General features: G+C 45.0%; 16 protein-coding genes. 12 read left to right on the top strand and 4 right to left on the bottom strand.

What is annotated here, in order from left to right; genetic code table 11:
• Positions 1-2 precede the first annotated feature (2 nt).
• From U2P91_RS01785 to U2P91_RS01765, 5 genes are all read left to right on the top strand, one after another.
• The gene (locus U2P91_RS01785; RefSeq protein WP_322518927.1) at positions 3-1,907 is read left to right on the top strand and encodes a lectin like domain-containing protein; all 1,905 of its coding nucleotides are present in this window, start codon (positions 3-5) and stop codon (positions 1,905-1,907) included.
• Between the two features lie 246 nt (positions 1,908-2,153).
• Positions 2,154-4,802: a cation-translocating P-type ATPase gene (locus U2P91_RS01780; RefSeq protein WP_322518926.1), complete on the top strand. Its 2,649-nt coding sequence runs from the start codon at positions 2,154-2,156 to the stop codon at positions 4,800-4,802.
• 138 nt (positions 4,803-4,940) lie between these two features.
• Positions 4,941-5,501 carry an RNA polymerase sigma factor gene (locus U2P91_RS01775; RefSeq protein WP_322518925.1) on the top strand — a complete coding sequence of 187 codons (561 nt, stop codon included), beginning with the start codon at positions 4,941-4,943 and terminating at the stop codon, positions 5,499-5,501.
• A 2-nt stretch (positions 5,502-5,503) separates the two neighbouring features.
• Positions 5,504-5,890 carry a hypothetical protein gene (locus tag U2P91_RS01770; protein ID WP_322518924.1) on the top strand — a complete coding sequence of 129 codons (387 nt, stop codon included), beginning with the start codon at positions 5,504-5,506 and terminating at the stop codon, positions 5,888-5,890.
• Positions 5,891-5,922: 32 nt separating this feature from the next.
• A complete protein-coding gene (locus U2P91_RS01765; protein WP_322518923.1) occupies positions 5,923-7,215 on the top strand; it encodes a polymer-forming cytoskeletal protein in 1,293 nt (430 codons plus the stop codon).
• 51 nt (positions 7,216-7,266) lie between these two features.
• On the opposite strand, the gene U2P91_RS01760 is transcribed toward U2P91_RS01765, so the two are convergent.
• Positions 7,267-10,425, bottom strand: a complete 3,159-nt coding sequence (locus U2P91_RS01760) for a methyl-accepting chemotaxis protein (RefSeq protein ID WP_322518922.1) — start codon at positions 10,423-10,425, stop codon at positions 7,267-7,269.
• A 304-nt stretch (positions 10,426-10,729) separates the two neighbouring features.
• Positions 10,730-13,909, bottom strand: coding sequence for a methyl-accepting chemotaxis protein (locus U2P91_RS01755; protein WP_322518921.1), 3,180 nt, complete (start codon positions 13,907-13,909; stop codon positions 10,730-10,732).
• A gap of 362 nt (positions 13,910-14,271) precedes the next feature.
• Here U2P91_RS01755 and U2P91_RS01750 point away from each other — a divergent pair, with 362 nt between their 5' ends.
• The 7 genes from U2P91_RS01750 to U2P91_RS01720 all read left to right on the top strand — a co-directional run bounded on the left by U2P91_RS01750 (position 14,272) and on the right by U2P91_RS01720 (position 23,519).
• Positions 14,272-15,396, top strand: a complete 1,125-nt coding sequence (locus U2P91_RS01750) for an ABC transporter substrate-binding protein (protein WP_322518920.1) — start codon at positions 14,272-14,274, stop codon at positions 15,394-15,396.
• Positions 15,397-15,399: 3 nt separating this feature from the next.
• Entirely contained in the window at positions 15,400-17,736 is a 2,337-nt protein-coding gene (locus U2P91_RS01745; protein ID WP_322518919.1) for an EAL domain-containing protein, read from the top strand.
• 79 nt (positions 17,737-17,815) lie between these two features.
• Positions 17,816-18,820, top strand: coding sequence for a 4-hydroxythreonine-4-phosphate dehydrogenase PdxA (gene pdxA / locus U2P91_RS01740; protein WP_322518918.1), 1,005 nt, complete (start codon positions 17,816-17,818; stop codon positions 18,818-18,820).
• Between the two features lie 254 nt (positions 18,821-19,074).
• The gene (locus tag U2P91_RS01735) at positions 19,075-20,940 is read left to right on the top strand and encodes a glutamate synthase-related protein (protein WP_322518917.1); all 1,866 of its coding nucleotides are present in this window, start codon (positions 19,075-19,077) and stop codon (positions 20,938-20,940) included.
• A 101-nt stretch (positions 20,941-21,041) separates the two neighbouring features.
• Complete coding sequence (locus tag U2P91_RS01730) at positions 21,042-21,683, top strand: ABC transporter permease (protein WP_242988617.1); 642 nt, start codon at positions 21,042-21,044, stop codon at positions 21,681-21,683.
• Positions 21,680-22,564, top strand: coding sequence for a glycine betaine ABC transporter substrate-binding protein (locus U2P91_RS01725; RefSeq protein ID WP_322518916.1), 885 nt, complete (start codon positions 21,680-21,682; stop codon positions 22,562-22,564). Before U2P91_RS01730 ends, U2P91_RS01725 begins: the two co-directional genes overlap by 4 nt.
• Before the next feature lie 4 nt (positions 22,565-22,568).
• Positions 22,569-23,519, top strand: a complete 951-nt coding sequence (locus tag U2P91_RS01720; protein ID WP_322518915.1) for an ABC transporter ATP-binding protein — start codon at positions 22,569-22,571, stop codon at positions 23,517-23,519.
• A gap of 83 nt (positions 23,520-23,602) precedes the next feature.
• On the opposite strand, the gene U2P91_RS01715 is transcribed toward U2P91_RS01720, so the two are convergent.
• Together U2P91_RS01715 and U2P91_RS01710 are read right to left on the bottom strand one after the other, a co-directional pair.
• Entirely contained in the window at positions 23,603-24,817 is a 1,215-nt protein-coding gene (locus U2P91_RS01715; protein ID WP_322518914.1) for a cation:proton antiporter, read from the bottom strand.
• Complete coding sequence (locus U2P91_RS01710; RefSeq protein WP_322518913.1) at positions 24,807-25,160, bottom strand: P-II family nitrogen regulator; 354 nt, start codon at positions 25,158-25,160, stop codon at positions 24,807-24,809. Before U2P91_RS01710 ends, U2P91_RS01715 begins: the two co-directional genes overlap by 11 nt.
• Positions 25,161-25,162: the final 2 nt, after the last annotated feature.

The following is a 25,162-nucleotide window of genomic DNA, read 5'->3' as shown; positions in this document are numbered from 1 at the left end:
AAATGAAAAGAAATTTCAAGCGATCACTGTCATTGTTACTAGTAAGCCTAATGTTGACTGTTTTAATCCCAAGCGGGGTCTGGGCTTTGGAAGAAACCACTGAGCCAACAGTGGCGCCCTTAAATCCGGGTTTTGTCCAATACCAGGAAGAGGTCAAGTCGGGAACGCTTAACACTTCCACCTTTGATGACCATTCTCGGGGACATATCCCACCACCGCTGGAACGCTATGAAGGAACAGTTGATGAGGCCACAATAACCCCATCGGCCGCCCTCCCAGCCGCCTATGATCTCCGTGATACTGGTCGTATCACAGCGGTTCGTGATCAGGGCGATTATGGCAGCTGCTGGGCCTTTGCCAGTCTGGCTTCCCTGGAATCCTATTTAAAGAAAGATACCACAGTTGATTTTTCAGAAAACAATCTGATGTGGAATAGCGGTTTTGACGGAACCGCTGATGAGGGCGGTAACTATGCCATGGCGACTGCTTATCTGGCGCGTTGGAGTGGTCCGGTCAGTGAGAGCAGTGACCCTTATGATACCCCGAAAAAAACGGGACTATCGCCAATTTATCATATCCAGGAAGTAGTCTCGATCCCAAAATTACCATCAGTGATCAAGCAGGCCCTGATTGATGGAGGGGCACTTTATACCTCGTTACACTATGGCCAATTGGATAGTGAAGAATACTACAACAGTGAAAATGCCTCTTTTTACTACGATGGCGAGGAAGAATCCGATCATGATGTAGTGATTGTTGGCTGGGATGACAATTACAGCCGCGATAATTTTAGTAAAACACCTGAAGGTGATGGCGCCTGGATTATCCGTAATAGCTGGGGAGAGGACTGGGGTGATGGTGGCTATTTCTACTTGTCTTATTATGACACCTATGCCGGCAGCAATGTGACAGCCTTTCATAATGCTCAGGCAACCGATAATTACAGCCAGATTTATCAGTATGATCCATTGGGTAACATTTCAGCTATGGGTTATTCAGATGATGATCAAACGGCTTGGGGCGCCAATATCTTTACGGCAGCTGCCAGTGATAATCTGACCGCTGTGAGCACCTATGCGTTAACACCCGGGACAACCGCAGAGATCAAGATTTATACTGATGTGAACGATAACCAGCCATCCAGTGGGACTTTGCGAACCACCCAGACGGAAACCTTCGTGCAGGGAGGATATTATACCATTGATTTGGATAATCCAGTGGGGTTGGTGGCAGGACAGAAGTTTGCCGTGGTGATCAAATTTAGAACCCCGGGAACCAGTGAGTCAGTACCCGTAGAAAGTCGTTTTGAAAACTATAGTAGTGCAGCCAGCGCGAATCCGGGAGAAAGTTTTACCAGTAATACCGGAACTGGCGGTTGGTATGACACGTCAAAAAAAGCTGACAGTAATGTTTGTATTAAGGCCTTTACTCAAAGTCGGGACAGCTTTGCTAATTGTGTTTATCGTACCCATGTTCAAAATGTAGGCTGGCAGAATTGGCAAAGTAACGGCGGAATTAGCGGCACATCCGCCCAATCCTTGCGGCTGGAGGGAATCGAGATCAAGACAGATAGCAGTGGCTATGATCTGGGGATTGAATACTGTACCCATGTGGAAAACCTGGGCTGGCAGGATTATCAGAGCAATGGCAATATGAGCGGAACTTCCGGCGAATCGCTGCGGCTAGAAGCAATTAAGGTCAGGTTAACGGGTCGTGATGCCAATTTGTTTGATGTATATTATCGGGTTCATGCCGAAAATGTAGGCTGGATGGATTGGGCAAAGAATGACAAGGAAGCTGGCACCGCAGGATTTGGTTACCGCCTGGAGGCCATTGAGATTCAGTTACGACCAGCCGGGTCGGAGGCACCAGGTACCACGACACAACCCTATCTGGAAAACAATTGACAGAAATTCACAACAAAAAAATCCTGGTGTATTATCTTGACAAAGATAATACGCCAGGATACAATAAAAAAGTTATGAGGGAGTAATTTGCGCAATTTGCGTGATAAGTCAACATGCATGGTAGTAAATACCTGGCTTATCTTAATGAGTGAGACTCATGTACAGTTTTCTGTGCTTGGGTTATTTTTCCAGGTGCAGAGGCATCTGGCTTTTTTTATGCAAAAATTAAACTTTGAGGGGGATTGAATGAAGACGTATTTACAAACTTCAGAAGAAGTGCTAAAGGAGTTAAACTCCGGAAGAGAGGGGCTTTCTCAGACCGAAGCCGGAGCAAGACTCGTTAAGAATGGGAAAAACAAGTTAGATGAGGCGAAGAAGGATTCATTGGCGAAACGGCTCTTTAATCAATTAAAAGATCCGATGATTGTGATCCTGATTGCGGCCGCCATTATTTCGGGGATCACTGCCGCTTATTCAGGAGAATCCTTTGCCGATGTGATTATCATTATGGCAGTGGTGCTAATCAATTCGATACTCGGTGTTTATCAGGAAAGTAAGGCAGAAAAAGCCATCGAAGCCCTTCAGGCGATTTCCGCGGCCACCTCACGGGTGATCAGAGATGGCAAAATCCAAGAAATTAAAACCGAAGACCTGGTAGTCGGCGATGTGATTCTGTTAGAAGCCGGAGACTCAGTGCCGGCGGATGCCAGACTGCTAGAAAGTGCCAGTCTAAAAATAGAAGAAGCGGCCCTGACCGGTGAAAGTGTCCCGGTTGGGAAGGTGATTACGGCCCTTAATCTGGGAGATCAAAAAGATATTTCGCTGGGGGACCGAAAAAACATGGTTTATATGGGCAGTGCTGTGGTTTATGGTCGTGGCTCAGCAACGGTTGTCGCGACTGGAATGAAAACCGAAATGGGGAATATCGCCGAAGCCATTACCCAGGCCAAAGAACATGCCACGCCGCTTCAACTTAAGCTTAACCAGTTAAGCAAGGTGCTAAGCTGGTTGGTATTGGGCATTTGTATTTTTATCTTTGCTCTGAGTCTGGTGCGGTTGTATCTGGGCGAAGGAATTACCGGTATTGGCGTTCTCAATACCTTTATGGTGGCGGTATCCCTGGCAGTTGCTGCCATTCCCGAAGGTCTGGCGGCGGTGGTCACCATTGTACTTTCCCTTGGTGTAACCAATATGGCCAAAGAAAAAGCGGTGATCAGGAAACTAACCGCTGTTGAAACCCTGGGTTGTACTCAGGTGATTTGCTCCGATAAAACCGGAACCCTGACCCAGAATAAAATGACCGTTGTGGATCATTTCGGTTTTGATGAGCAACTTTTGGGTAAAACCATGACCCTCTGTAATGATGCCTATTTAAATGAAGAGAATAAAGCTGAAGGAGAGCCCACTGAAGCCGCTCTGGTCAATTACGGTTTTTCGCTGGGGTTGAAAAAGGGCGACCTGGAAATAAAGACCCCTCGAGTCGGAGAAGCACCCTTTGACTCTGGCCGAAAACTGATGAGTACGCTTCACAAAATGGAAGATGGTACTTTTACTCAGTATGTTAAAGGCGCTCCGGATGTGCTGATTTCCCGCTGCACCGCCTACTGGGATGGCAATGTTCAGCGACCCATTACTGATGATATCCGTCAAGAAATCAAACAGGCCAATAAACACTTAGCAGATCAGGCACTCCGGGTGCTTGCCGCTGCTTTTCGTGTCTGGGATACTATGCCGGAAGATCAGTCACCGGATTATCTGGAACATGATTTGTGCTTTGCCGGTTTAACTGGTATGATCGATCCCGTTCGACCTGAAGTCAAAGATGCGATTGCTCAGTGCAAGTCGGCAGGTATTCGTCCAGTGATGATCACGGGTGATCATCGCGATACGGCCGTTGCTATTGCCATCCAACTGGGGATTATTGTTGATCCCAAGGAAGCCATCACCGGTGCCCAATTGGATGAGATCAGTGAAGATCAGCTAAAAAAAGATATTGGTAACTACTCTGTGTATGCCCGGGTACAGCCGGAACATAAGGTGCGGATTGTCAAAGCCTGGCAAAATCAGGGGATGATTGTGGCCATGACTGGCGATGGCGTTAACGATGCACCATCGATTAAAACCGCCGACATTGGTGTGGGGATGGGGATTACTGGTACTGATGTGACGAAAAATGTCGCTGATATGGTATTGGCTGATGATAATTTCGCCACAATTGTCAATGCAGTGGAGGAAGGTCGCCGTATTTACGACAATATCCGCAAGGCCATCCAGTTCTTACTGTCATCAAATTTGTCCGAAGTGATTGCTATTTTTGTCGCCACCCTGTTGGGATTTACAATCTTAAAACCAGTTCATTTGCTCTGGATTAATCTGATTACGGATACCTTTCCAGCCATTGCTCTGGGCATGGAAGGTGAAGAAGCAGACACCATGAAAAACCCACCCAGAGAATCGCAGGAGGGTATTTTTTCCCGTGGCCTGGGTGTGGATGTGATCTGGCAGGGTGCGATGGTTGCACTGGTTACCGTCGCCGCCTATTTTGTGGGACACTACTTAGAAGCTGGGGTCTGGGAAATTGCCGAAAGTGCCGATGGTATCACGATGGCGTTTTTAACCTTGTCAATGGCAGAAATGTTCCATTCTCTGAATATGCGTAGCCGACGCCAATCAATTTTTAAAATGAAACGCCAGAATAAATTTTTGTTCCTGGCCATGGTGGTATCGCTCGTTCTGACAACAGCGGTTATCTTCATCCCACCCATCGCTGCTGCATTTGAATTCGAAGCAATTAGTCTGACCGAATACTTTGCCGCCATGGGTCTGGCAGTGCTCGTGATCCCAATTGTTGAAGTGGTAAAATTCTTTCAAAGAAAAAAGCAGCATAAGATTTAATGATAGCTTACTGATAAGAGGCCAAAGTAAAGTTTTTTTACTTTGGCTTTAAAAATTAAAAAAAATAATTATTTTTGGGAAGAAAACGCGGGATTCATCCGTTATATAGATAGGCAGAAAAAATTGAGGTGATAATTATTGAAGGGAAAAAAAGAAGGGGAAGCTGATGATGCGCTGATTAAAAAGTATTTAGTAACCGGTAATTCCGGTTATTTTGAGCCCATTGTCGAGCGATATGAGCGATTTGCCTATGTCTATGCCTATTCTCTGCTTAAAAACGAATTTGATGCACAGGATGTGGTTGCAGAAAGTTTTTTAAAAGCGTTTACTAAAATCAGGCAGTATCGGCTAGAGAGCAGTTTTAAAAACTGGTTTCTGAAAATCGTTCATAACGAAGCTTTTACTCTATTACGAAAAAATAAGACCATGGTTTATCTGGACGATCAGGAAAATGGTGAAAACTTATTTACTGATGAGGCCCTGAGTTATGATAACATCGATTCCCTGGATTTTGGGGAAATGCAAAAATCTCTGGATCAATTACCGCATGCGTTAAAAGCGGCGGTGATCCTGCGGTATTATTATGATTGGGATTATAAAAAAATCTGCGCATTTTTAAATATCCCCATGGGAACCCTATCTTCCCGGCTGAACCGGGCCGGTAAAAAACTTAGAAACTTATACAAAGGAGAGATGTAACAATGAGTGAACTTGATAAAATGATGTTCAACCTGGGATTTAATAAAACAGCCGTTAAAAATTATGGCAAAGCCATTCCTTTTACCAGCAGAAAACTGGAAATTATGAGTCGGATCAACCAGGTTAGCATTGAAAAAGCTGAAAATTCAGATCTATTTGCCTTGTTTTATATTTTTTCCATTGCTTTTTCAGTGATGGTGATGCGCTTTATCGTCTTTGCTCAAACGGGTGATTCGCCCTTTATATCGGTTTTTACCGGCATTATCATTCGTTGTTCCCAACAACTCCAAAATAATCTCAACGTAATATCGTTTATCGTTTCTGCGGTTGTTTGTGTCGGAATAGGTGTGATGATTAATCATTTTAAAAATGAGAATCGCTTCTGTTAGGTTAAGTAATAAAAAAATGAAGGAGAAAGAAAATGTTAAAAAAATTAAGTGTATCGGTTTTAATGATGGTGATGGTATTGCTTCTCACGGTCACCTCGGCATTCGGGGCAACCAATAGCGATCTCAACAACAGCTACCATGATTCGTCAGGAAATATCAACATCGAAGGGCCTTCAGTGGCCAATACGAAATTTGCCTTCACCGGGTCAAATATCACTGCCAATTCGGTATTTGATACCACTACCTTTTTTGCCGGAAACGCCATCACCCTTGATGGGGAGTATAACGGTGATGTTTTTGCAGCAGCGAATACGGTAACCGTTAACGGCAAAATTAATGGGAATCTCTACGCTGCCGCCAATCAGGTCATTATCAATGGCAAAGTAACGCAGGATGTATTTGCTGGTGGATCCGATCTGATCATTGGCAAAGCTGCTGACATTAATCGGGATGTCTTTCTGGCCGCTGCCAATGTGAATATCGATGGAACGGTGGGACGAAATCTCCGGGTTGGTGCTGGTGATGTCTCAATTAATGGTGCGATCAATGGTTTTGTAGAAACAGATGTCGATCAGCTGACCATCAATGACGGAGCAAGTATCACGGGAACCATCAATAATCGCAGTACTAATAAAGCTATTGTAGCCCCTGGTGCCAAGGTGCCTGAAGTTAATTGGGAAAAGGTGTCAAGTAAAGAGGTTAATGAAGCACGGAGACCATCTGTTGGCTCCATTCTTTTATCCATTATTACTAAGCTGGCGTTTATCCTGGTGATCTGGGTTTTAATTAGCTTCTTAACCAAAGACTTTAATGCTAATACGACCGTTATGGCAAAAAAACATATTCTGGCTTCATTGGGAATCGGAGCAGGTTTTTTCTTCTTGTCACCATTGTTACTGATCGTGTCTTTTGTTATTTATGCACCATTTGGAATTGCAATGACCTGTGGGATCATCGCTCTGGCCATTTTGGCGATGCCAATAGCGGCAGTGGTCTTGTCAAAATTATTGATGCGGTTCTTTGATGATAAAATGAAACCGCTGCTTAGCTCATTTGTATCCATCCTAATTATTGCAGCAGCAGCAATCCTTTTGGGATACATCCCAATTATTAATTTTATTGTCTATCTCTTCTTGTATGTTGTTGGTGTCGGCTTTATTTGTTACAATGTGCTGTTCACCAATAGAAAACTAAAAGAAGAACGAAATCAGGGCAATGAAGAGATTTTAATCGTTGATGAAGTTATCAATATGGAAGAAGGTACGACAGCGATAGAAGCGTCAACAGAAGCAATCAAGCTGGATGACGAAGACCCAAATAACTAGTTTGCAATAAAAAAAACAGGCTCCGTTGTGGATGCCTGTTTTTTTTATTTGTTAGTACTTATCGCTCTCCAGATCATCCAACACAATCCGGGTTGGTGCTTCCTGCTTCACCGGCTGTTCAACCGGGGGCTTGGGAGAAGCATGATGAACAGAGCCTTTTTTCTTTATTTTAAAAGCACCCACCATCTGCTTGAGCATTTCAGCCTGACCGGACAGTTCTTCGCTGGCAGCGGCACTTTCTTCAGCAGTAGCAGAGTTCGTTTGAACAACAGTCGAGACCTGTTCAATGCCCTGGGTAATCTGGGCGATTTCAGTGGCCTGATCGTTGGAGGCCCGGGCAATGTTGCCAACCAAACCAGTTACCTTTTCGATTTCACTTAAGATCTCCTTCAAACTCTCAGAGGTTTCATCGGCAATTTTGGTCCCGACATCCACGCTCTCAATGGAGCCTTCGATCAAACCAGTGGTTTCCTTGGCGGCTTCGGCGCTGCGGGCTGCTAGAGATCGTACTTCTTCGGCAACAACAGCAAAACCCTTGCCATGTTGGCCGGCCCGGGCCGCTTCAACAGCGGCATTAAGGGCCAAGATATTAGTCTGGAAGGCAATATCGTCAATCACTTTGATAATTTTTGATATGTTATGGGAGGACTCATTGATTTCACCCATAGCGGAAAGCATTTTATTCATTTGATTATTGCCAACCTCGGCATTATTGCGAACCTCTTGAGCCCGTTCGTTGGCTTCATTTGCGTTTAATGCATTGGTCTTTGTTTCGCCAGCTACTTCTTCAATGGAGGCGTTAAGCTGCTCGATGGCACTGGCTTGCTCGGTGGTACCCTGGGAGAGCGCCTGTCCGCCATCGGAAATTTGGCGAGCGCCGGTTTCAACTTGACCGGCCGCTTCATTGATTTCTGACATGGTTTCGCTGAGGGTGGCGGTAATTCCATTAAGTGCAGATTTAATCGCATGGAAGTCGCCCAGATACTCGGCTGTGATTTCGAGATTTAAATTGCCCTGGCCCATTTCTTCCAGGGTATTGGTAATTTCATCTACATAGCGTTTCAAGAAGGCAATGGTCTGGTTCATGGCATCTTTAATCAGGGTATAATCGCCGTTGTAATTTCCGACCATTCCCGTCTTTAAGTTGCCTTTGGCCAATTCATTAAGCGTCGTCGAGGCTTCCTGAACCGGTGCCACCACAGCATCCAGGGTGGCATTAACACCGTCGACAATTTTAGCAAAATCGCCCTGGTGTTTGTTGCTATCTGCCCGAGTATTTAATTGTCCATCAATGCCAGCCTGAGCCAGCATATTGGCGTCGCTAATCAGGTTATCGATAGATGTCTGAACCATTTGCAGACTGTCCCTAATTTCATTGAATTGGGCAGAAACTTCAGTCGTGTATTCATCGGCTTCGCCAATGTCCATATCAAAGGCCAGATCACCCTGGGATAAGCGCGTGAGGTTGTGGCCCAGTCGGGTGACCTCATTTTGGGTATAGTCGCTAACCCGAATCATCGGCGTTAAATCAGTGACTACTTCCACAAAACCGGCATTTTCACCTTTGGAATCCTTGAGGTAAGCAGTATCTTGTTTATAATTTCGGCCATACCATTCAAAATAGCTATCTCCCAGACCTTTATCAACCAGTCGCCTGATTCCACATCCTTCGGTCTGGCAGATATCAGCACCAGCATTAAAACAATCCATTCCATAGCCGCTTTTACGGTCAGTGATGACCTTATTGTTGACCATCATGTCTTCAAAGGCCTTATTCATAAAGGTCCATTTCATATCATTATCGGTGACGTGAACAGGGAAGGGGACCGCATCGATGATGGCTTCGTACCAGACCATTTTATCAACAACCGTATCCAGAGTCGCATTGACCCCTTCCACAATTTCTTTAAATCCGCCGTTAAAGGCGTCAGCATCGCCCCGGGTTTGCCATTGGCCCTGAACGGCGGCCAGGGATAGCATGGTTGCTTCCTTAATGAGCCCGCGGATGGTTTCGATGGTCCGTTTTAGGGCTGGTGAAATTTCATCAGCAGGATCAGTTACCTCAATCGTTGCCGAAACGTCGCCGTTAGATATCTGATCCATGGTACCAATGACCATATTCTGGAGATCATCAGCCAGTTTGTTCATGGAAGTGGTCATTTCACCGACTTCGTCTTTGGATTTTACATCCAGCCGAACACCGAGATGTCCCAGGGTCATTTCTTTAATCATATGGTTTAACGAAATAATTGGTTTTGAAATGCTTCGGGCCAGAATATAGGTAGCCAGTCCACCGACCAATAGAATCAACAAGGAGGTCATTAGAATGACGTTTCTCAAGTTATTAATCGGGGCCAGTACGTCATCTTTAAATTTGATAACGATGAGTGTCCAGTTGGTTCCGGGAATCGGGGCATTGTAGGCAAGCTTCGTTTCACCAAGATAGTTATAGGCGATACTACCGGTTTGGCCCACGCCCAATTCTTTGATGGCCAGGGCAAATTCTTTCAAAGGGCCATTGGCATCAATTTCATCAAAAATATTGGTCTGATCCAGTATCAGCTGATCATTAGGATGAGCCATAACGGCGCCATCTTCATTGATCACCATCCCATACTTTCTGACACCATCACCCATGGCATTGGTGATATCTTGCATGAAGGTGGGATCTCGACGTCCCACCAGGAGACCGACTACCTGACCATTATTCTTAATGGGGGCGACTTCAACGACGATCGGCTCATTGGTGACTTCGCTGATGGTTACGTCGGAGATAGATGTTTTTCCGGCAAAACCGTCTTCGTACCAGAATTGACCTTCCGATTTGAATTCACCACCGCCAATAATATATTTGGCGTTGCCGTTTAGATCCATGACCGCGATATCCTGATAGCCTAAACGTTCCACGTCTCCGGCAATGGAGGTGGCCAGGGTGTTCCAGTCCATCGTAACCGTTCGGGCCCGAAGGGCGATTTCTTCCAGTTTTCCCAGATTACCGGAAGCAACGGCGCCAATATGGCCGGCACCTTCGATGGCAAAGACCTCTTCCTGGGTACTGGATTCACTAGTCAGAGCCGCTGCGCCTAAATTGATGGCAATCAGTCCGAGGGTGAGAACCGCGGCGGCCAGAATCAGAGTGGTGAAAGCCATTAATTTGGTGGACAAACGGATTTTGACCGTTGTTTCACCTTTTTCTTGTGTATGTTTCATGATGATGCTCCTTTCTAAATACTGCGAGTGATGGTGCGAGGTATACTTTGATAAAATATCGATAGATCTTGTCGGTTAATAGAATCTTTCATAACAATTAAGAGCGGCCATTGTCCTGGTCTTTTTATTATCTTAGTTAAGGTATCGACATAGAGGGAAACTAAGATTAGCGAAAAGACTGACAATATTCTGATAGTATCAGGCTAAAGCTTTATTTGAATCTTCAATACCGGAATCAGATCGCTTGTACATGCCAACATACAGGTGCTTATAAGCGCCTGTATGTTAAATAAGCGGATAAAGATTAGTATTTATCCATGTCCATATCACCCAGATCAATACTTGGTTCTGGCGCCGTTTTTTCTATCGTTTCAGCTGGGGGGGCGGCAACTACCGTAGTAGTATTTGATTTGTTTCTGAGTTTAAAGGTATCAACCAGTTGTTTAAGCAGTTCGGCCTGTCCGGAAAGCTCTTCGCTGGCGGCGGCGCTTTCTTCTGCCGTGGCAGAATTTTGTTGAATCACATGAGCTACCTGTTCCACGCCGGTATCAATTTGAGCAATACCAGATGCCTGTTCGTTGGAGGCATCGGCGATATTTCCAATCAGCGTTGTAACCTTTTCGATGCCGGCGACAATGTCATCCAGAGCGGCGGCTGTATCATCCGCTATTTTTGTTCCTTCCTGAACATTGTCGATGGAGCCTTCAATTAAAACAGTCGTCTCTTTAGCAGCTTCGGCACTTCGGGCCGCCAGGCTACGCACTTCCTCAGCAACAACAGCAAATCCCTTACCATGTTGACCGGCTCGGGCTGCTTCCACTGCGGCATTGAGGGCCAGAATATTTGTCTGGAAGGCAATGTCGTCAATCACCTTAATAATTTTGGAAATATCATTGGATGACTGGTTAATGGAGACCATGGAAGTTTGCATGTTTGCCATTTGAGCATTGCCATTGGCAGCATGTCCTTTAACCGTATCAGCTAATTCTTTCGCTTTATTAGCATCCACGGCATTGTTTTTGGTCTGATCAGCAATTTCTGCGATGGAGGCGGTTAATTCCTGAACCGAGCTGGCTTGCTCGGTGGAACCCTGGGCCAGCGACTGACTTCCAGCAGATACCTGATCTGAGCCGGAGGCAACCTGTTCGGCAGCCACATTAATTTCGCCCATTACATCGTTTAAGGAATCGATAATCACATTAATGGCATTGGAGATGGTGATAAAATCACCCTGGAAGGTACGGGCATGGTCAATATCCAGGTTGCCCTGAGATAATTGTTCGATTTTTTCAGTAATTTCGCTAACGACCGAATTCAAACGGGTGGCGGTAGTGTTGACTGTTTGTTTTAGTACATCGACATCACCCTTATAGTCGCCAGTAATACGGGCCTGAAGATTTCCGTTTAAGATGGCATCCATCACGACCAGAACCTCACTCAGAGGCTTGTTGATTTCATCGAGAATGGCATTCATTCCACCGACGAGTTCTTCCCAGGCACCACTAAATTTGCTGGCATCGGCCCGGGTCTGGAGATTGCCATCAATCACGGCATTGGTGATCATGGCAGCGCCACCAATCATATCACCAATCGAGGTTTTTACCGCGGTCAAACTGTTACTAATTTCGTTGAACTGGACGCTGACGTCAACGGTATATTCATCTGCTTCGCTGATGTTCATATCAAAGTCCAGATTTCCCTGGGCCAGTCGCATCAGGTTATCACCCAAGCGGGTCACTTCAGCATTGGTATAATCGCTGACTCGGATAATTGGGGTTAAATCGGTAACAATTTCGACAAAACCAATGTTTTCGCCCTTTTTATTTTTGAGATAAGCGGTATCTTGCTTGTTGTTTCGTCCAACCCATTCAAAGTATGAGTCAGCCAGGCCCTGATCCACCAGTCGACGGATGCCACAGCCTTCAGTCTGACAAATGCTGGCGCCGGCATTGTAGCAATCCATGCCGCAAGCAGAACTCCGATCTTTAATGACGCCGTTTTTGATCATCAGATCTTCAAAGGCACGATTCATAAAGGTCCATTTCATGTCCATGTCGGTCACGTGAACCGGGAAGGGGATGCCGTCAATAATGGCTTCATACCAGAACATGTTGTCGACTACGGTGTCTAAAGTCTGATTGACACCAGAAATAACCTTGCCATACTCTCCGGCATGTTTAGCGGCCTCAGCCCGTTTGGTGAAATCGCCCCGTATGGCTGAATCAGAAAGCATGATAGTGTCTGCGACTAAATCGCCAATGGCACTCTTAATTGAAACCATACTATTGCCCAGGACATCATTTTCTGACTTGGGTAAAATATCAATGTTTAAATCACCCAAGGCGATATTCTGGGCGACTTCGGCCTGGTCCCGAATATTTTCGGCCATATTGACAAAAGATTTTGTCAGTTCACCGATTTCATCAGATCTGGCATTGTCAGCCATGGTGTAGTCAATATCAACGGAGCCCAGCGCCAGACGGTCAGCAGCTTCGCCCAGCTTGGTAATCGGCCGGATAAAGCTACGGGTGGAAATGATGATGAGTCCGACGGTGACCAAAAGGCCTAAAGCGAAAATAACCAGCATTGTGGTCTGAATGGTGGCAAAGGATTTGTTGAATTCCGCCTGGGGCAGTCCGGTGGCCAGAACCCAACCGGTATCACCGATCTCAGTAACATAGCCCTGGCTTTCAGTGCCGGCAGATGAATAAGAAATCGGGCCAGCGGTTTTACTAGTCAGTGCGGCGATGATGTTTTGGGAAAGATCAGTATCGCTTAGAGGGCCGTTGTTAAAATCCGGGTTGGGATGATCAAAGACCATACCACTGTTGGTTGAAACGACAAAGAATCCAGTTTCGCCGATCTTATTCTCAGCAATGATTTCTTTGATGCGATCTATTGATACATCGACACAGGTTGCCCCGACAAGGTCCTGGGTGCCCGGCTTAAAAACTGGGGCAACGACACTCACAATAATCTGATTGGTGACAACATCTAAATAGGGTTCCGATATAAAAACTTCTTTTTTGGTCACTAATTCCTGAAACCAGGGGCGTGTATTAATGTCGTAGGTTCCGTCAGATGAAGCACCGTCGGATTGGGTAAATTGACTGGAATCCACATCGGCAATCCAGGCTACCTGGATGTTTTCCGGATCGGTAGCAACCACATTATCCAGGGCCTGTTTGACCTCAGGAAAAGTAGCCGTTGAGGTGATGCCAATTCCCGGTGTAACCTGTTCAAAAAAGTTGCGAATCTCAGGATTGGTGGATAGTTGGTTGGCTGTTACCAGATAGCTTGTAAAGTAACTGTCTATCTCGTTTGAAACCGCCTGAGAGCGGGATGATAATTCATCAACGGTAACTCTGGTGATGGCCTGGTTCACAATATAGAGCGATATGCCTGAAACAACAGCAAAAATAATAGCAACTGGTAGTCCAATTGATAACAACATCTTGGCAAGTAACCCTTTTTTCTTATTCATTATATATCTCCTTTTATTAGCATTTGCAAGCAGCTTTAAGAATATTAATCGTTTAACATAGAATTAAGTTGTTTGCAGGATCGTATTTTGATATAGTTTATATAAAGCAGCACTATTAAGCAAGGGATTAATGATCCACTATGTTTAAGATTATTACCCTTATGCGCTGAATTTAAACATATAACAATAAACTAATGATTAAAGTCTGAAAAAAAAAGCGAATGGGAAATTTTAGTGGCAAGAGCAGACGCGAATCAGTTTGTTGATGATCGTAAGTTTGCAGGTTTTAAATGCGGGTATATCATTTATGAGTTGTTTTACGGACGGTGGCGGTATTATTTAATCCCAAAATGGAGGAGTCTATGATGAAAAACAATAAAAAACACTCATGGCTAATCGTTTTTTTTATAGGGGCTCTGATTTTTTCGTCCTGCTCACATCAACAACCTCTGATCATTGGTTTTTCGGCAGGGCTTACGGGGAGTGCCTCGGAAATGGGAGTAAACGGGCGCAACGGTTTAATGATGGCGGTAGAAGAAATTAATGCTGGCGGTGGGGTTAACGGCCGACTGGTAGAAGTTCGGATTAAAGATGATCAGAACAATCAAGAAACCGCCCTTGCCGTTGATCAGGAACTTTATGACGAGGGCGTTTCATTTATCATCGGTCATATGACCAGTAATATGGCTAAATTGAGTCTGCCCTTTGTCAACGAGAATAATTTATTAATGATTAGTCCGACGATGAGTTCTTATGAGCTGGTAGATCAGGACGATCACTTTATCAGCGTCGTCTCTTCCAATGATGTTGAAGCAAAATTTTTAGTTGAAAACATCCTTGAAAATGGTGGAAAGCAGATTGCCGTTATCTATGAATCTCAAAATAAAGCTTACACAGGAACCATCAAGGATTTGATTGCCGCAGATTTGGTAAAAAATGGTGGTCGCATTATTTATGAAGAATCCTTTCAATCCGGATCGAACCCAGAATATCTGGAAATATCCAATCGGGTTTTAAATTCGAACCCCGACACCATTTTAATTTTGGGCTCAAGTTTTGATTCTGCCATGTTTAGTCAACAGTTTTACAAAGCTGGGAAACAGGTGCCCATTTATTTATCCCTTTGGGCCATGAATAATGATCTGATTTTACAAGGCGGTAATTCGGTCGAAGGGGTTTACATTCCCAGTTTACTCGATACGGACTCGCAAAACCCGGCGTACCTTAATTTTAGGGAATCCTATCGCAATAAATACGGTGCCGAGCCAACTTTTGCCGCCATCTATGCTTACGAAGCTGCGATGATTTTATTTGACGCGATGGAGACGGAAAAGAGTCTGGAACCAGAAACCATCAAGGCGGCCATTATAAAAAAAGAAACCCACCAGGGGCTTCAGGATAAGATCATTATTGATCAATACGGAGATGCCAGCCGAACGCTGTACCACTATATCATTCAGGATGGTCAATTTAAAAAGGTGGATTAGACAATGAAAAGGATAAAAAAGCTAAAAAATTTCATCCAGGTTAATAACATGCTTTCCATTGCCATACCCCTGATTCTAGTGGTGTTGTTAATAGCGCCATTGATTCTTAATGTTGCGGTCAAAGATATTCAAGAAAAAAACACCCTCATCGCTACCACCATTGCGCATCGCATGGCAGATTTTCTTAATGAGTCCTTTCTGATACTAACACAGTTGAGTGAGTTACTTGATGGCGGCGCTCTTAAGGATGAGGAGGACATCCGGGTCTATTTAAACACCGTGACCGAGAGTGCTAATATCATCGAAGGATTTGAACTGCTTGACGCAAACGGGGTTGTAACTATGGTTGTTCCCGAAAACAACAATATCCAGGGCGCGAACCGAGCCAGTCAGGATTTTTTTTCTGAAACAAAAGCCAGCCAGCAGCCGACGCTATCAAAAACTTTTATCTCCCAACAAACAGGACAGCCGACGATCACAATTGCCATCCCTCATCGGGATGGAGTCCTGGTGGCCTATTTGAATCTAAAGGAGATCAGTTTGCTTTCGCTTAATCTTAGTCAGACCTTTGGTGATCAGGTGACTGTGGCGGTTACCGATGGCAATGGTGTTTTTATCTCAAATAAAGATATGGCTAAGGTTTATCAACGCGAAATTGAAGGTCACTTTGATACCATTCATCAGGAACCAGAGCGTCAAATCATTACAGCCATTTACGATGGTCAAAGAACTGTGGTTAGTCATGCTGATGTAACAAATGGCGATTGGCATGTTTTTGTTTACCAAGCCTATGATTCGATTCTGATTGCATTTAGACCGCTCTTATGGATTGTACTTTTATTTGTTTGTTTATTGGTCATGTTTTCAAGGTTTGTTTCCAACTATGTTTTTAAAGACATTAGCCACTCTTTTTATGAACTCAATAAGCAAACCAGAGAAACTGCCGCAGGGGATTATCACCGGATTGATGAAGATAATCGTTTTGATGAATTTAACACTCTGACTGAGAATTTTAATGAAATGGTGATATCGATCAAAGAGCGGGATGAAGCGTTAAAAACTCTGGCTTATTATGACCCTCAAACGCAACTGCCCAATGCTGTTTATCTGACGGAACAATTAAATCAGCTTATTATGACGAATAGAAAAAAAATTGCGGTAATCTGTTATGATATTGAAAACTTTAAACGAATCAATGATACCTATGGACCGTCGTTTGGAGATCAACTCCTCAAAATAATGGGCGAACGGATTCTGAGTATGAAGTTGACAAATGGATTTATGGCTAGAATCACGGGCTCCAATTTTATCCGGGTAATAAAGGAGTTAGAAGATCCGGGTGATGTGCTAATTGAAATTGAAGAACTGCGACAGGCATTTAATCAAGGCATCAGCGTAAACGAAAATAATGTTTATGTGCATTTTCATGTCGGAATTACACTCTATCCTGATGATGCGCAAACAGTGGAAGAGCTTCTTCAATATGCTCATGCTGCGGCCGATATGGCTAAGCAACGGGGTAAATCCCAATATGCTTTTTTTGAAAGCAGCATGAAAATGAATTTGATTAGAAGTATGACCTTAGAAAACTCGTTGCGTTCGGCGATTAAGAATGAAGAGTTCTACCTTCATTATCAACCTCAAATTGATGTAAGAACAGGATTAATTCGGGGATTTGAAGCCCTGATCCGTTGGGAACATCCGCAATTGGGGAAAATATCGCCGTTTGAATTTATCCATATAGCTGAATCAACGGGACTGATCGTTCCGATTGGAGCATGGGTGATGGAAACGGCCTGTAAGAAAATGATGGATTTAAACAGAGTGACGGGATCAAATATGATTATCTCTGTTAACATTTCTCCGGTTCAAATCAGTAATGAGCAATTTCCGGCGATGGTCGAAGAGACATTAAAGCGCAGCGGTTTGTCCCCGAATCTTTTGGAGCTGGAGATTACTGAAAATTTGTTTATCAATTCGTTTGAAGTGGCGATTAAGATATTTGATCGACTCAAGGCAATTGGTATTAAGATGTCGTTAGATGATTTTGGAACGGGCTACTCGTCGCTGGCCTATTTGAAGAACCTGCCGATTGATACGTTAAAAATCGACCAGGCCTTTACTCGTGATTTACTGATACACAAATCGAATGAGCATCTGATGGAGTCAATTATTTTAATGGCCCACACCCTTGAAATGGATGTAATTGTCGAGGGCGTTGAGGAATTAGAGCAGTTTGATCGCTTAAAAACCTATCAGTGTGACCACGTCCAGGGTTATTATTTCAGCCGTCCAATGGATACTAATCAACTGGAGGATTATTTTATAAAGATGAAATAGGACGCCTAAAACGAGTAGAAACCAAGTAGACTAACTGTTTACTTAGTTAGTAATTAAATAATTTAATCAGGAGAATAAGATGACTAAACCAATACTGGCAATTCCGATGGGAGATGCCGCCGGCATCGGACCAGAAATTACAGTCAAAGCAATGGCAGATGACCGGGTTAGCAACATGGCCCGCCTGGTGATCGTGGGGGATAAGAAGGTGCTAAAAGAAGCCCTGGCGTTTTCTGATGTGACACTTTTAATCAATTGTATTAACGATCCCCAGGATGGAAATTTTTCACCCGGGGTCCTTAACCTTATTGATTTGGATAATATTTACTTAAATAAGCTAAAAATGGGAGCCGTGCAGGCGATGACGGGAAAGGCCGCCTATGAATACATCGAGGTCGCGACCCGTCTTTGTCTGGATAAAAAAACGGACGTGCTGACAACTACCGCCATTAACAAGGAATCGCTAAAGGCGGCAAAGGTCCCTTATATCGGCCATACCGAAATGGTGGGTGCATTAACTCAAACTAAAAATCCGCTGACGATGTTTCAGGTGCATAACCTTAGGGTATTTTTTCTCAGCCGTCATGTTTCGTTACAGCAGGCTTGTAAACTGGTAACTAGGGAAAATATTGAGGCCTTTATTGATCAGAGTGTGGCAGCGCTAAAAACTTTGGGAGTGAAAAATCCCCGGATAGCTGTTGCAGGTCTTAATCCTCACAGTGGCGAGCACGGGCTATTTGGCTGGGAAGAGGTGGAAGGGGTGATGCCAGCGGTAGTAGAGGCCCGAAATAGAGGCATCAATGTTGATGGACCGATTGGAGCTGACAGTGTCTTTTACTTGGCTTTAAGTGGCAAATACGATGCGGTCTTATCGCTTTATCACGATCAGGGCCATATCGCTACTAAAATGGTCGATTTCGAAAAGACGATTTCCATTACACTTGGCATGCCATTCCTAAGAACCTCGGTAGATCATGGGACGGCGCTGGATATTGCCGGGAAGGGAATCGCCAGTCCGGTGAGTCTGATTGAAGCGATTCGTTTAGGTGTGGAATACGCGCCTTTATTTAATCAGAGGTGGTGATGTTGGCACGTGGCAAGCGTTCTGTTTTTTGGCAACCTCAGATAGCGCAAAGTAACATGAACTTTTTTTGATGTCCATAGGGCAAAATAATTAACAACTCAACTAATTAATAATGAAGAATAATAAAAGACCTTTACTAAGTAGAGGCCTTTTTTCTTTGGAATTTAACCTGAAATCTTGGGGTAACACTGTGTGAACCCGCAACTTTAGGGTATAAATCAACCCATAAGGTAAAATGAGAGGGGATTTATATCATGGCTAAAAAAACGCTGATTCGGGTATCAAAAGACGGGCCCTACGTGGTGACTGGTTTGTCGGAGATCAAGGAATCCACCACCAGAAATGTGACGGTGGCGGATCCGGCGGTGGCTTTGTGTCGTTGTGGCGCGTCAAAAACAAAACCATTTTGTGATGGAACCCATGGAAAAATTGCTTTTTCAGGCGAAAAAAGCCCGGACCGGGTACCTCGTCAATTGGATACCTATGTGGGTCAGGAAATTTCCATTTATGATGACCGGGGGATTTGTTCTCATGCTGGTTTCTGTACCGATGGGTTGCCCAAAGTTTTTCGGATGGGCGTGGAACCCTGGATTGATCCCGATGCCGAAGTTAAAGAATTAATTATTGAAACGATCAAAAAATGTCCTTCCGGAGCCTTGAGCTATTCCATTGACGGAGTCCGGGTGGATACTTTTACTGATGTGGAAGCACTTCAGCTAGATGAAGATGGACCCTACCATGTACGCGGCGGGATTTCTTTGGATCTGGGCGATACGCCGGAGTCAGAACAGCCCGAATCTAAAGAGCATTGTAGTTTATGCCGATGCGGTCATTCCCAAAATAAACCCTTCTGCAGTGGTCAGCATTGGTACGAAAAATTTGTTGATCCGGGAATGGTCGGGGAACTAAAAAATCAGGATCAAGAGGGCGAGCGGTTCAATAACAAATATGCGACGATTAAAAAGCTGGCCGAAACGGGCATAAGTGAGAACTCCGCGATGCGAACCCTTAAGACCTTTCCGGATTTTAACACCCTGCTTTTTAAGGGCACCCAATTACATCGGATGCCCTTAAATGAAGAGGTGACGGTCAGTCTGACAACGGTTATCGGGAAGCATGCCAAAAAACCATTGACGCTGGCCCTGCCATTTTATGTCTCCCATATGTCCTATGGTGCTATATCTAAGGAAGCCAAGGTTGCTTTGGCAAAAGGCAGTACCCTGGTGGATACCGCCATGTGCTCGGGTGAAGGAGGCATGCTCCCGGAATCCCGCCAGGCCGCCAGACACTATATTTATGAACAGGGTACCGCCGCGTTTACCTATGATGAAGCGATTATGAAACAGGCGGATGCGGTAGAAATAAAAATCGGCCAGGGGGTTAAACCCGGGCTGGGCGGCCATTTACCCCAGGAAAAAATCACATCGGAAATTGCCGGGATTAGAAAACTTGAAAAAGGCGAAGCTGCGGTGGCGCCCGCACGGTTGGCCGGGATAGATGAGATTCGGGATCTGGTTAAGCGGGTCGCCCGGATCCGGGAAATAACCGATGGTGTTCCGATTGGTATTAAAATTGCCACCAGTCATCTGGAAGAAGATCTGGCTATGGCTTTGATGGCCGAACCGGATTTTGTCACCATTGATTGCCGCGGTGGTGCCACCGGTTCAACCCCGAAATTTATCAAAGATAATGTCGGTATTCCAGCCATTTTTGCCATTCGCCGGGCTCGCCGTTTTTTAGATAAGTTAAACAGTGAGGTGACCCTTTGTGCTACCGGTGGGTTTCGTGATAGTTCGGACATTGCCAAGGGGCTGGCCCTGGGGGCAGATGTCATTGCTCTGGCTACGGCCTCGCTGATTGCCATCGGCTGTTTGCAGTCCCGGATTTGTCATACCGGCAAATGTCCGGCCGGGATCGCCACCCAGGATGAAGTATTACGGAGCCTCTTTAACGAAGAAAAAGCCTTGCTCCAATTTAAAAATTTTTACACCGGCACCGCCAACGAACTAAAGGCGTTTGCCCGGATCAATGGCCGGGATGATATTCACCGGCTGGCTGTTAGTGATTTAATGACCATCAGCAACGAGGTCGCCCTTCACACTGACATTGAGCATGTCTAGAAAAACCGCTCGGATGGACAACGGTCGTTGACTCCTGAGTTGATAAAAATATCGAAGAAGCATAATTACAGATACATAATCGGAAAGAGACGGGAACAGCGATGGAATTTTTCAAAAATTTAGGTGAATTGCTCAAAACGCGAAGCGACTTTTTTATCGAACTGCTATGGCAGCACATCTTGTTGAGCTTAATTGCCATTGTAATTATTACGGTGGTAGGAATCACCACCGGCATTCTAATCTCCAAATCAAAAAAAGCTGCCAGCATCGTGATTGGTATGACCAATGTCTTGTACACCATTCCCTCGATTGCGATGTTTGGTTTTTTTGTGTCGATCACCGGCATTGGCAATACCACAGCGATTATTGCCCTGGTGATTTATGGACTGTTACCGGTGATTCGCAACACCTATGTGGGGCTCATCGAAGTGGATGATCAGATTTTGGAGGCGGCAGTGGGGATGGGTAGCACTCCCTGGCAACTGCTTTCGAAAATCCAGTTCCCCCTGGCTCTGCCAGTGATCATCGCTGGCATCCGCAACATGGTAGTGATGACTATTGCGCTGGCCGGGATTGCTTCGTTTATCGGAGCTGGCGGATTGGGAGTGGCGATCTGGCGGGGAATTACCACTAATTTTGGTGAAATGACGGTGGCTGGTAGTCTGTTGGTGGCCTTACTGGCCTTTGTTGCGGATGGATTATTGGGAATAATTGAAAAAAGATTATTAAGGAGGACAAAATGAAAAAGTGGATCAGTTTAGTATTAATTGCAGTGCTGATTTTTTTAGCGGCTGGTTGTCAAAGTGAAAAAAAGAAGGTGGTCATCGCTTCAAAACCGATGGCAGAAAGCTATATCATTGCCGAAATGATGGGCCAACTGATTGAAGCAAACTCCGATATCACAGTCGAGTACAAAATGGGCATCGGCGGGGGAACCGCTAATATTCAACCAGCGATGGAATCTGGAGAAATTGATATGTACCCGGAGTATACCGGCACTGGTTGGCTGTTTGTGCTAAAAAATGAACTGGTTACCGATTCGCAAGCCCTTTACGAAGGGGTCAAAAGCCAGTATCAGGAGAAATATAATTTTATCTGGTTGGATCGTTATGGATTTAATGATACCTACGCATTGGCCATGGATAAAACAAAAGCCGATAGTATGGGTATTAATACCTTCTCGGATTTGGCGTCCCAGAGCGCCAGCCTGGTGTTGGGATCGGAATATGATTTTTACGAACGGGAAGATGGCTATCCGGGTTTAGTGAAAGCCTACGGTTTTAATTTTAAAGAAAAAAAAGAACTGGACATCGGCCTGAAATATAAGGCCATTGGTGAGGGTCAGGTAGATGTGATCAATAATTTTTCCACGGATGGATTATTGGCGGAATATAACTTAAAGGTGTTAAAAGACGATCAGAACTTTTTTCCGGCCTATGAAGCAGCCACCGTCATTCGTCAGGAAACCCTGGACAAGTATCCGGAACTCGAAGCAATTCTTAACCAACTGGCGGGACAGATTAGTGATGAGGAAATGCAGCAGATGAACTATTATGTGGAAAAAGAAAACCGGGATGCCGGTGATGTGGCCACCGAATTCCTGAAAGCGAAAGGCTTGTTATAACCCGATGATTGAGTTTAGTGATGTTAGTCAACAGTATGAAACAGAGAAGCCAATTATCAGGCATTTGAGTTTGACCGTTTCACAAGGGGAGTTTGTGGTGCTGATCGGGCCTTCCGGCTGCGGTAAAACGACCCTGCTAAAAATGATCAACGGTTTGATTTTACCAAACAGCGGGGAAATCCGGATTAAAGGAAAAGAGCTCAAAGAATGGGACCCGATTACCCTAAAACGAAACATCGGTTATGTGATCCAGCAGGTGGGGCTGTTTCCTCATCTGAACATTGAAAAAAATATTGCCTATGCTCTGGATATTCAAAAGACCAGCGAAACCAAAAAAAAGGAACGGGCCCGGGAGCTAATTAATCTGGTCGGGCTAGAAGAAGGTTATCTGGGGAAATACCCCAACGAATTAAGCGGCGGCCAGAAGCAGCGAGTCGGTATTGCCCGGGCACTGGCGGCAGATCCCGAAATTATTTTAATGGACGAACCTTTGGGCGCCGTGGATCAAATTAATCGGGCGGTGCTCCAGGATGAAATCATTCGGATTTATCAAACGCTTAATAAAACCATCGTCTTTGTCACCCACGACATCGAGGAAGCCATTAAACTGGGAACCAAAATTGTAGTGATGAATCAGGGCGAAATTATGGAAGTCGGTTCCCGGGATACCATCGTTTTTCACAGCAAAAGTCATTTTGCCGATGATTTTATCGGGAACAAAGGGTTTTTATCCTATTTAAATATTGTCAAAATCAAACAGGTGGTTTGTTCCTTTAATGAAAGTTCCAATGGCAATACCAAAGAAATGTCCCTTTGGGTGTCGGAGGCAGATCCCCTGATTGTGGGGATTCGGATGTGTTTGGAAAATGGTGTTAATCTTGTTGGCGTCCGTGATACCGTTGGTCGGGTTGTTGGTGCTTTTGATCTGGGCTGTTTGTCCCGGCTTACGTTCTGATAAGATCGTCAGGTTTTCAAACAAAAGGCAACTAAAATGGCGAAGATTCCCGTTTTTATCCGGGCATCCTCGCCATTATTTGTTTAAGAATGAATTTTATGCGGTGCTAGAGGCTTGGATTCCGGGAGTGTGATCTCTCCGGCTTTAACCAGGGCGTATTTGGCAGCAATAGGGCCAACCACCGAGTAAATGAAGGTGGAACACAAAATAACCACTTGAATCTGTTCGGCATAGAGGGGAACCAGCTTGGCGGCAACTACCACCAACCCGAGTGCAACCCCGGCCTGAGGCATCAGGGTGGGTCCCAGATAGGTACAGATGTTTTTATCTTGATGGGTGACTCGGCCACCTAACCAGGCACCAGCCATTTTGCCAACAACCCGGATAACGACATAGATGATGCCGATCAGCCCAATGGCAGGCAGTGCCGAGATCTGAAATCCAGCCCCGGAGATGACAAAAAAGACCATAAAAATTGGCGGTGTAAAGGAATCGGTGACTTTTAGCAGCGCATCAATCTGATCCCGGTAAATATTAACAAGTACACCACCAAGGGCCATGCAGGCTAGTAAAGGGGAACCATGAAGTAAATCAGCGACCCAGTAGGTCAACAGGATAAAAGCGATGACAATGCAGATTTGATTGGAGGGCTTCTTGAAAAAACGGAAAAACAGTTTCATCAGGATTCCGGCCGCGGCGCCCAGAATAAATGAAATGATAACTTCATAAAAAGGGGTGAGGATCGAAAGAATTAGACTGGTTTCGACACTTGCGTTCATGGCATTAACGATGGTGGCAGCAAATCCAAAGGCGATCAAAGCAATGGCGTCATCAGCCGCCACAACGCTCATCAACATTGAAGTCAGAGGGCCTTTGGCATCATATTGTTTGATGACCATAATGGTTTGGGCAGGAGCGGTTGCTGCCGCAATGGCCCCCAACATGATCGAAAGCTTGGGGTCAAAACCAAATAACATCAATACCAGAGTTACCAGAATTACGGCCATGAGAGCTTCAGCCGTAGCAATCACAATCGGGGCAATACCGACCTTCCGGAAATAGTTGAGATCAAACTGGCTACCGATGGAAAAGGCGATAAAACCTAAGGCAACATCTGAGATGATCATAAAACCATTGACCATATCAATGGAGATGAGATTCAGGAAGGACGGTCCCAAAATAAGTCCGGCAATCAAGTAGCCGGTGACATTGGGCATTTTGAATTGTTTGGCCAGTCGTCCCAGCAGGAGGCCGGCAAAAAGCATAACGGCGATTTCAATGATGAGTTTAGCTTCCAATTGAACATAGACCTTTCGCAAAATCGACGGGTATCGTGAACACGATCCCCGAATCCGCTTCGTCAAGGCTTGATACCGTGGCTTCAATCACTTCAATGACCTGGTCTATTTTTTCGTCTTCAAGAATGACAAAAATAAGATTGCCTTGCGTCACATCAGGATTGAGAAAGGTACGGAGTGAACCAAGAATAGGGATTTCGTCAGCGTCGTGAAGATGGCTGAGTTGTCGGGCCATGCCCCGGCTTTCCAGCACTGTTGCACCGCATATTCGTTTAGACGCCAATGCCGCCAGCAGTGAATCCAATTTGTCTGGCTGGCTTAAGACATAAACAAGTAACTTCATTA

Source organism: Acetobacterium sp. K1/6, assembly GCF_034438075.1.
Classification (GTDB): domain Bacteria; phylum Bacillota; class Clostridia; order Eubacteriales; family Eubacteriaceae; genus Acetobacterium; species Acetobacterium carbinolicum.
This window is presented reverse-complemented; position numbering and strand designations above follow the sequence as displayed.

What these genes read in the sequence shown, in the direction of transcription:
- pdxA (WP_322518918.1), top strand. Translation starts at nt 17,816, where the DNA reads ATGACTAAACCAATACTGGCAATTCCGATGGGAGATGCCGCCGGCATC.
- U2P91_RS01745 (WP_322518919.1), top strand. Translation starts at nt 15,400, where the DNA reads ATGAAAAGGATAAAAAAGCTAAAAAATTTCATCCAGGTTAATAACATG.
- U2P91_RS01710 (WP_322518913.1), bottom strand. Translation starts at nt 25,160, where the DNA reads ATGAAGTTACTTGTTTATGTCTTAAGCCAGCCAGACAAATTGGATTCA.
- U2P91_RS01720 (WP_322518915.1), top strand. Translation starts at nt 22,569, where the DNA reads ATGATTGAGTTTAGTGATGTTAGTCAACAGTATGAAACAGAGAAGCCA.
- U2P91_RS01730 (WP_242988617.1), top strand. Translation starts at nt 21,042, where the DNA reads ATGGAATTTTTCAAAAATTTAGGTGAATTGCTCAAAACGCGAAGCGAC.
- U2P91_RS01750 (WP_322518920.1), top strand. Translation starts at nt 14,272, where the DNA reads ATGATGAAAAACAATAAAAAACACTCATGGCTAATCGTTTTTTTTATA.
- U2P91_RS01725 (WP_322518916.1), top strand. Translation starts at nt 21,680, where the DNA reads ATGAAAAAGTGGATCAGTTTAGTATTAATTGCAGTGCTGATTTTTTTA.
- U2P91_RS01735 (WP_322518917.1), top strand. Translation starts at nt 19,075, where the DNA reads ATGGCTAAAAAAACGCTGATTCGGGTATCAAAAGACGGGCCCTACGTG.
- U2P91_RS01785 (WP_322518927.1), top strand. Translation starts at nt 3, where the DNA reads ATGAAAAGAAATTTCAAGCGATCACTGTCATTGTTACTAGTAAGCCTA.
- U2P91_RS01755 (WP_322518921.1), bottom strand. Translation starts at nt 13,909, where the DNA reads ATGAATAAGAAAAAAGGGTTACTTGCCAAGATGTTGTTATCAATTGGA.
- U2P91_RS01760 (WP_322518922.1), bottom strand. Translation starts at nt 10,425, where the DNA reads ATGAAACATACACAAGAAAAAGGTGAAACAACGGTCAAAATCCGTTTG.
- U2P91_RS01780 (WP_322518926.1), top strand. Translation starts at nt 2,154, where the DNA reads ATGAAGACGTATTTACAAACTTCAGAAGAAGTGCTAAAGGAGTTAAAC.
- U2P91_RS01770 (WP_322518924.1), top strand. Translation starts at nt 5,504, where the DNA reads ATGAGTGAACTTGATAAAATGATGTTCAACCTGGGATTTAATAAAACA.
- U2P91_RS01765 (WP_322518923.1), top strand. Translation starts at nt 5,923, where the DNA reads ATGTTAAAAAAATTAAGTGTATCGGTTTTAATGATGGTGATGGTATTG.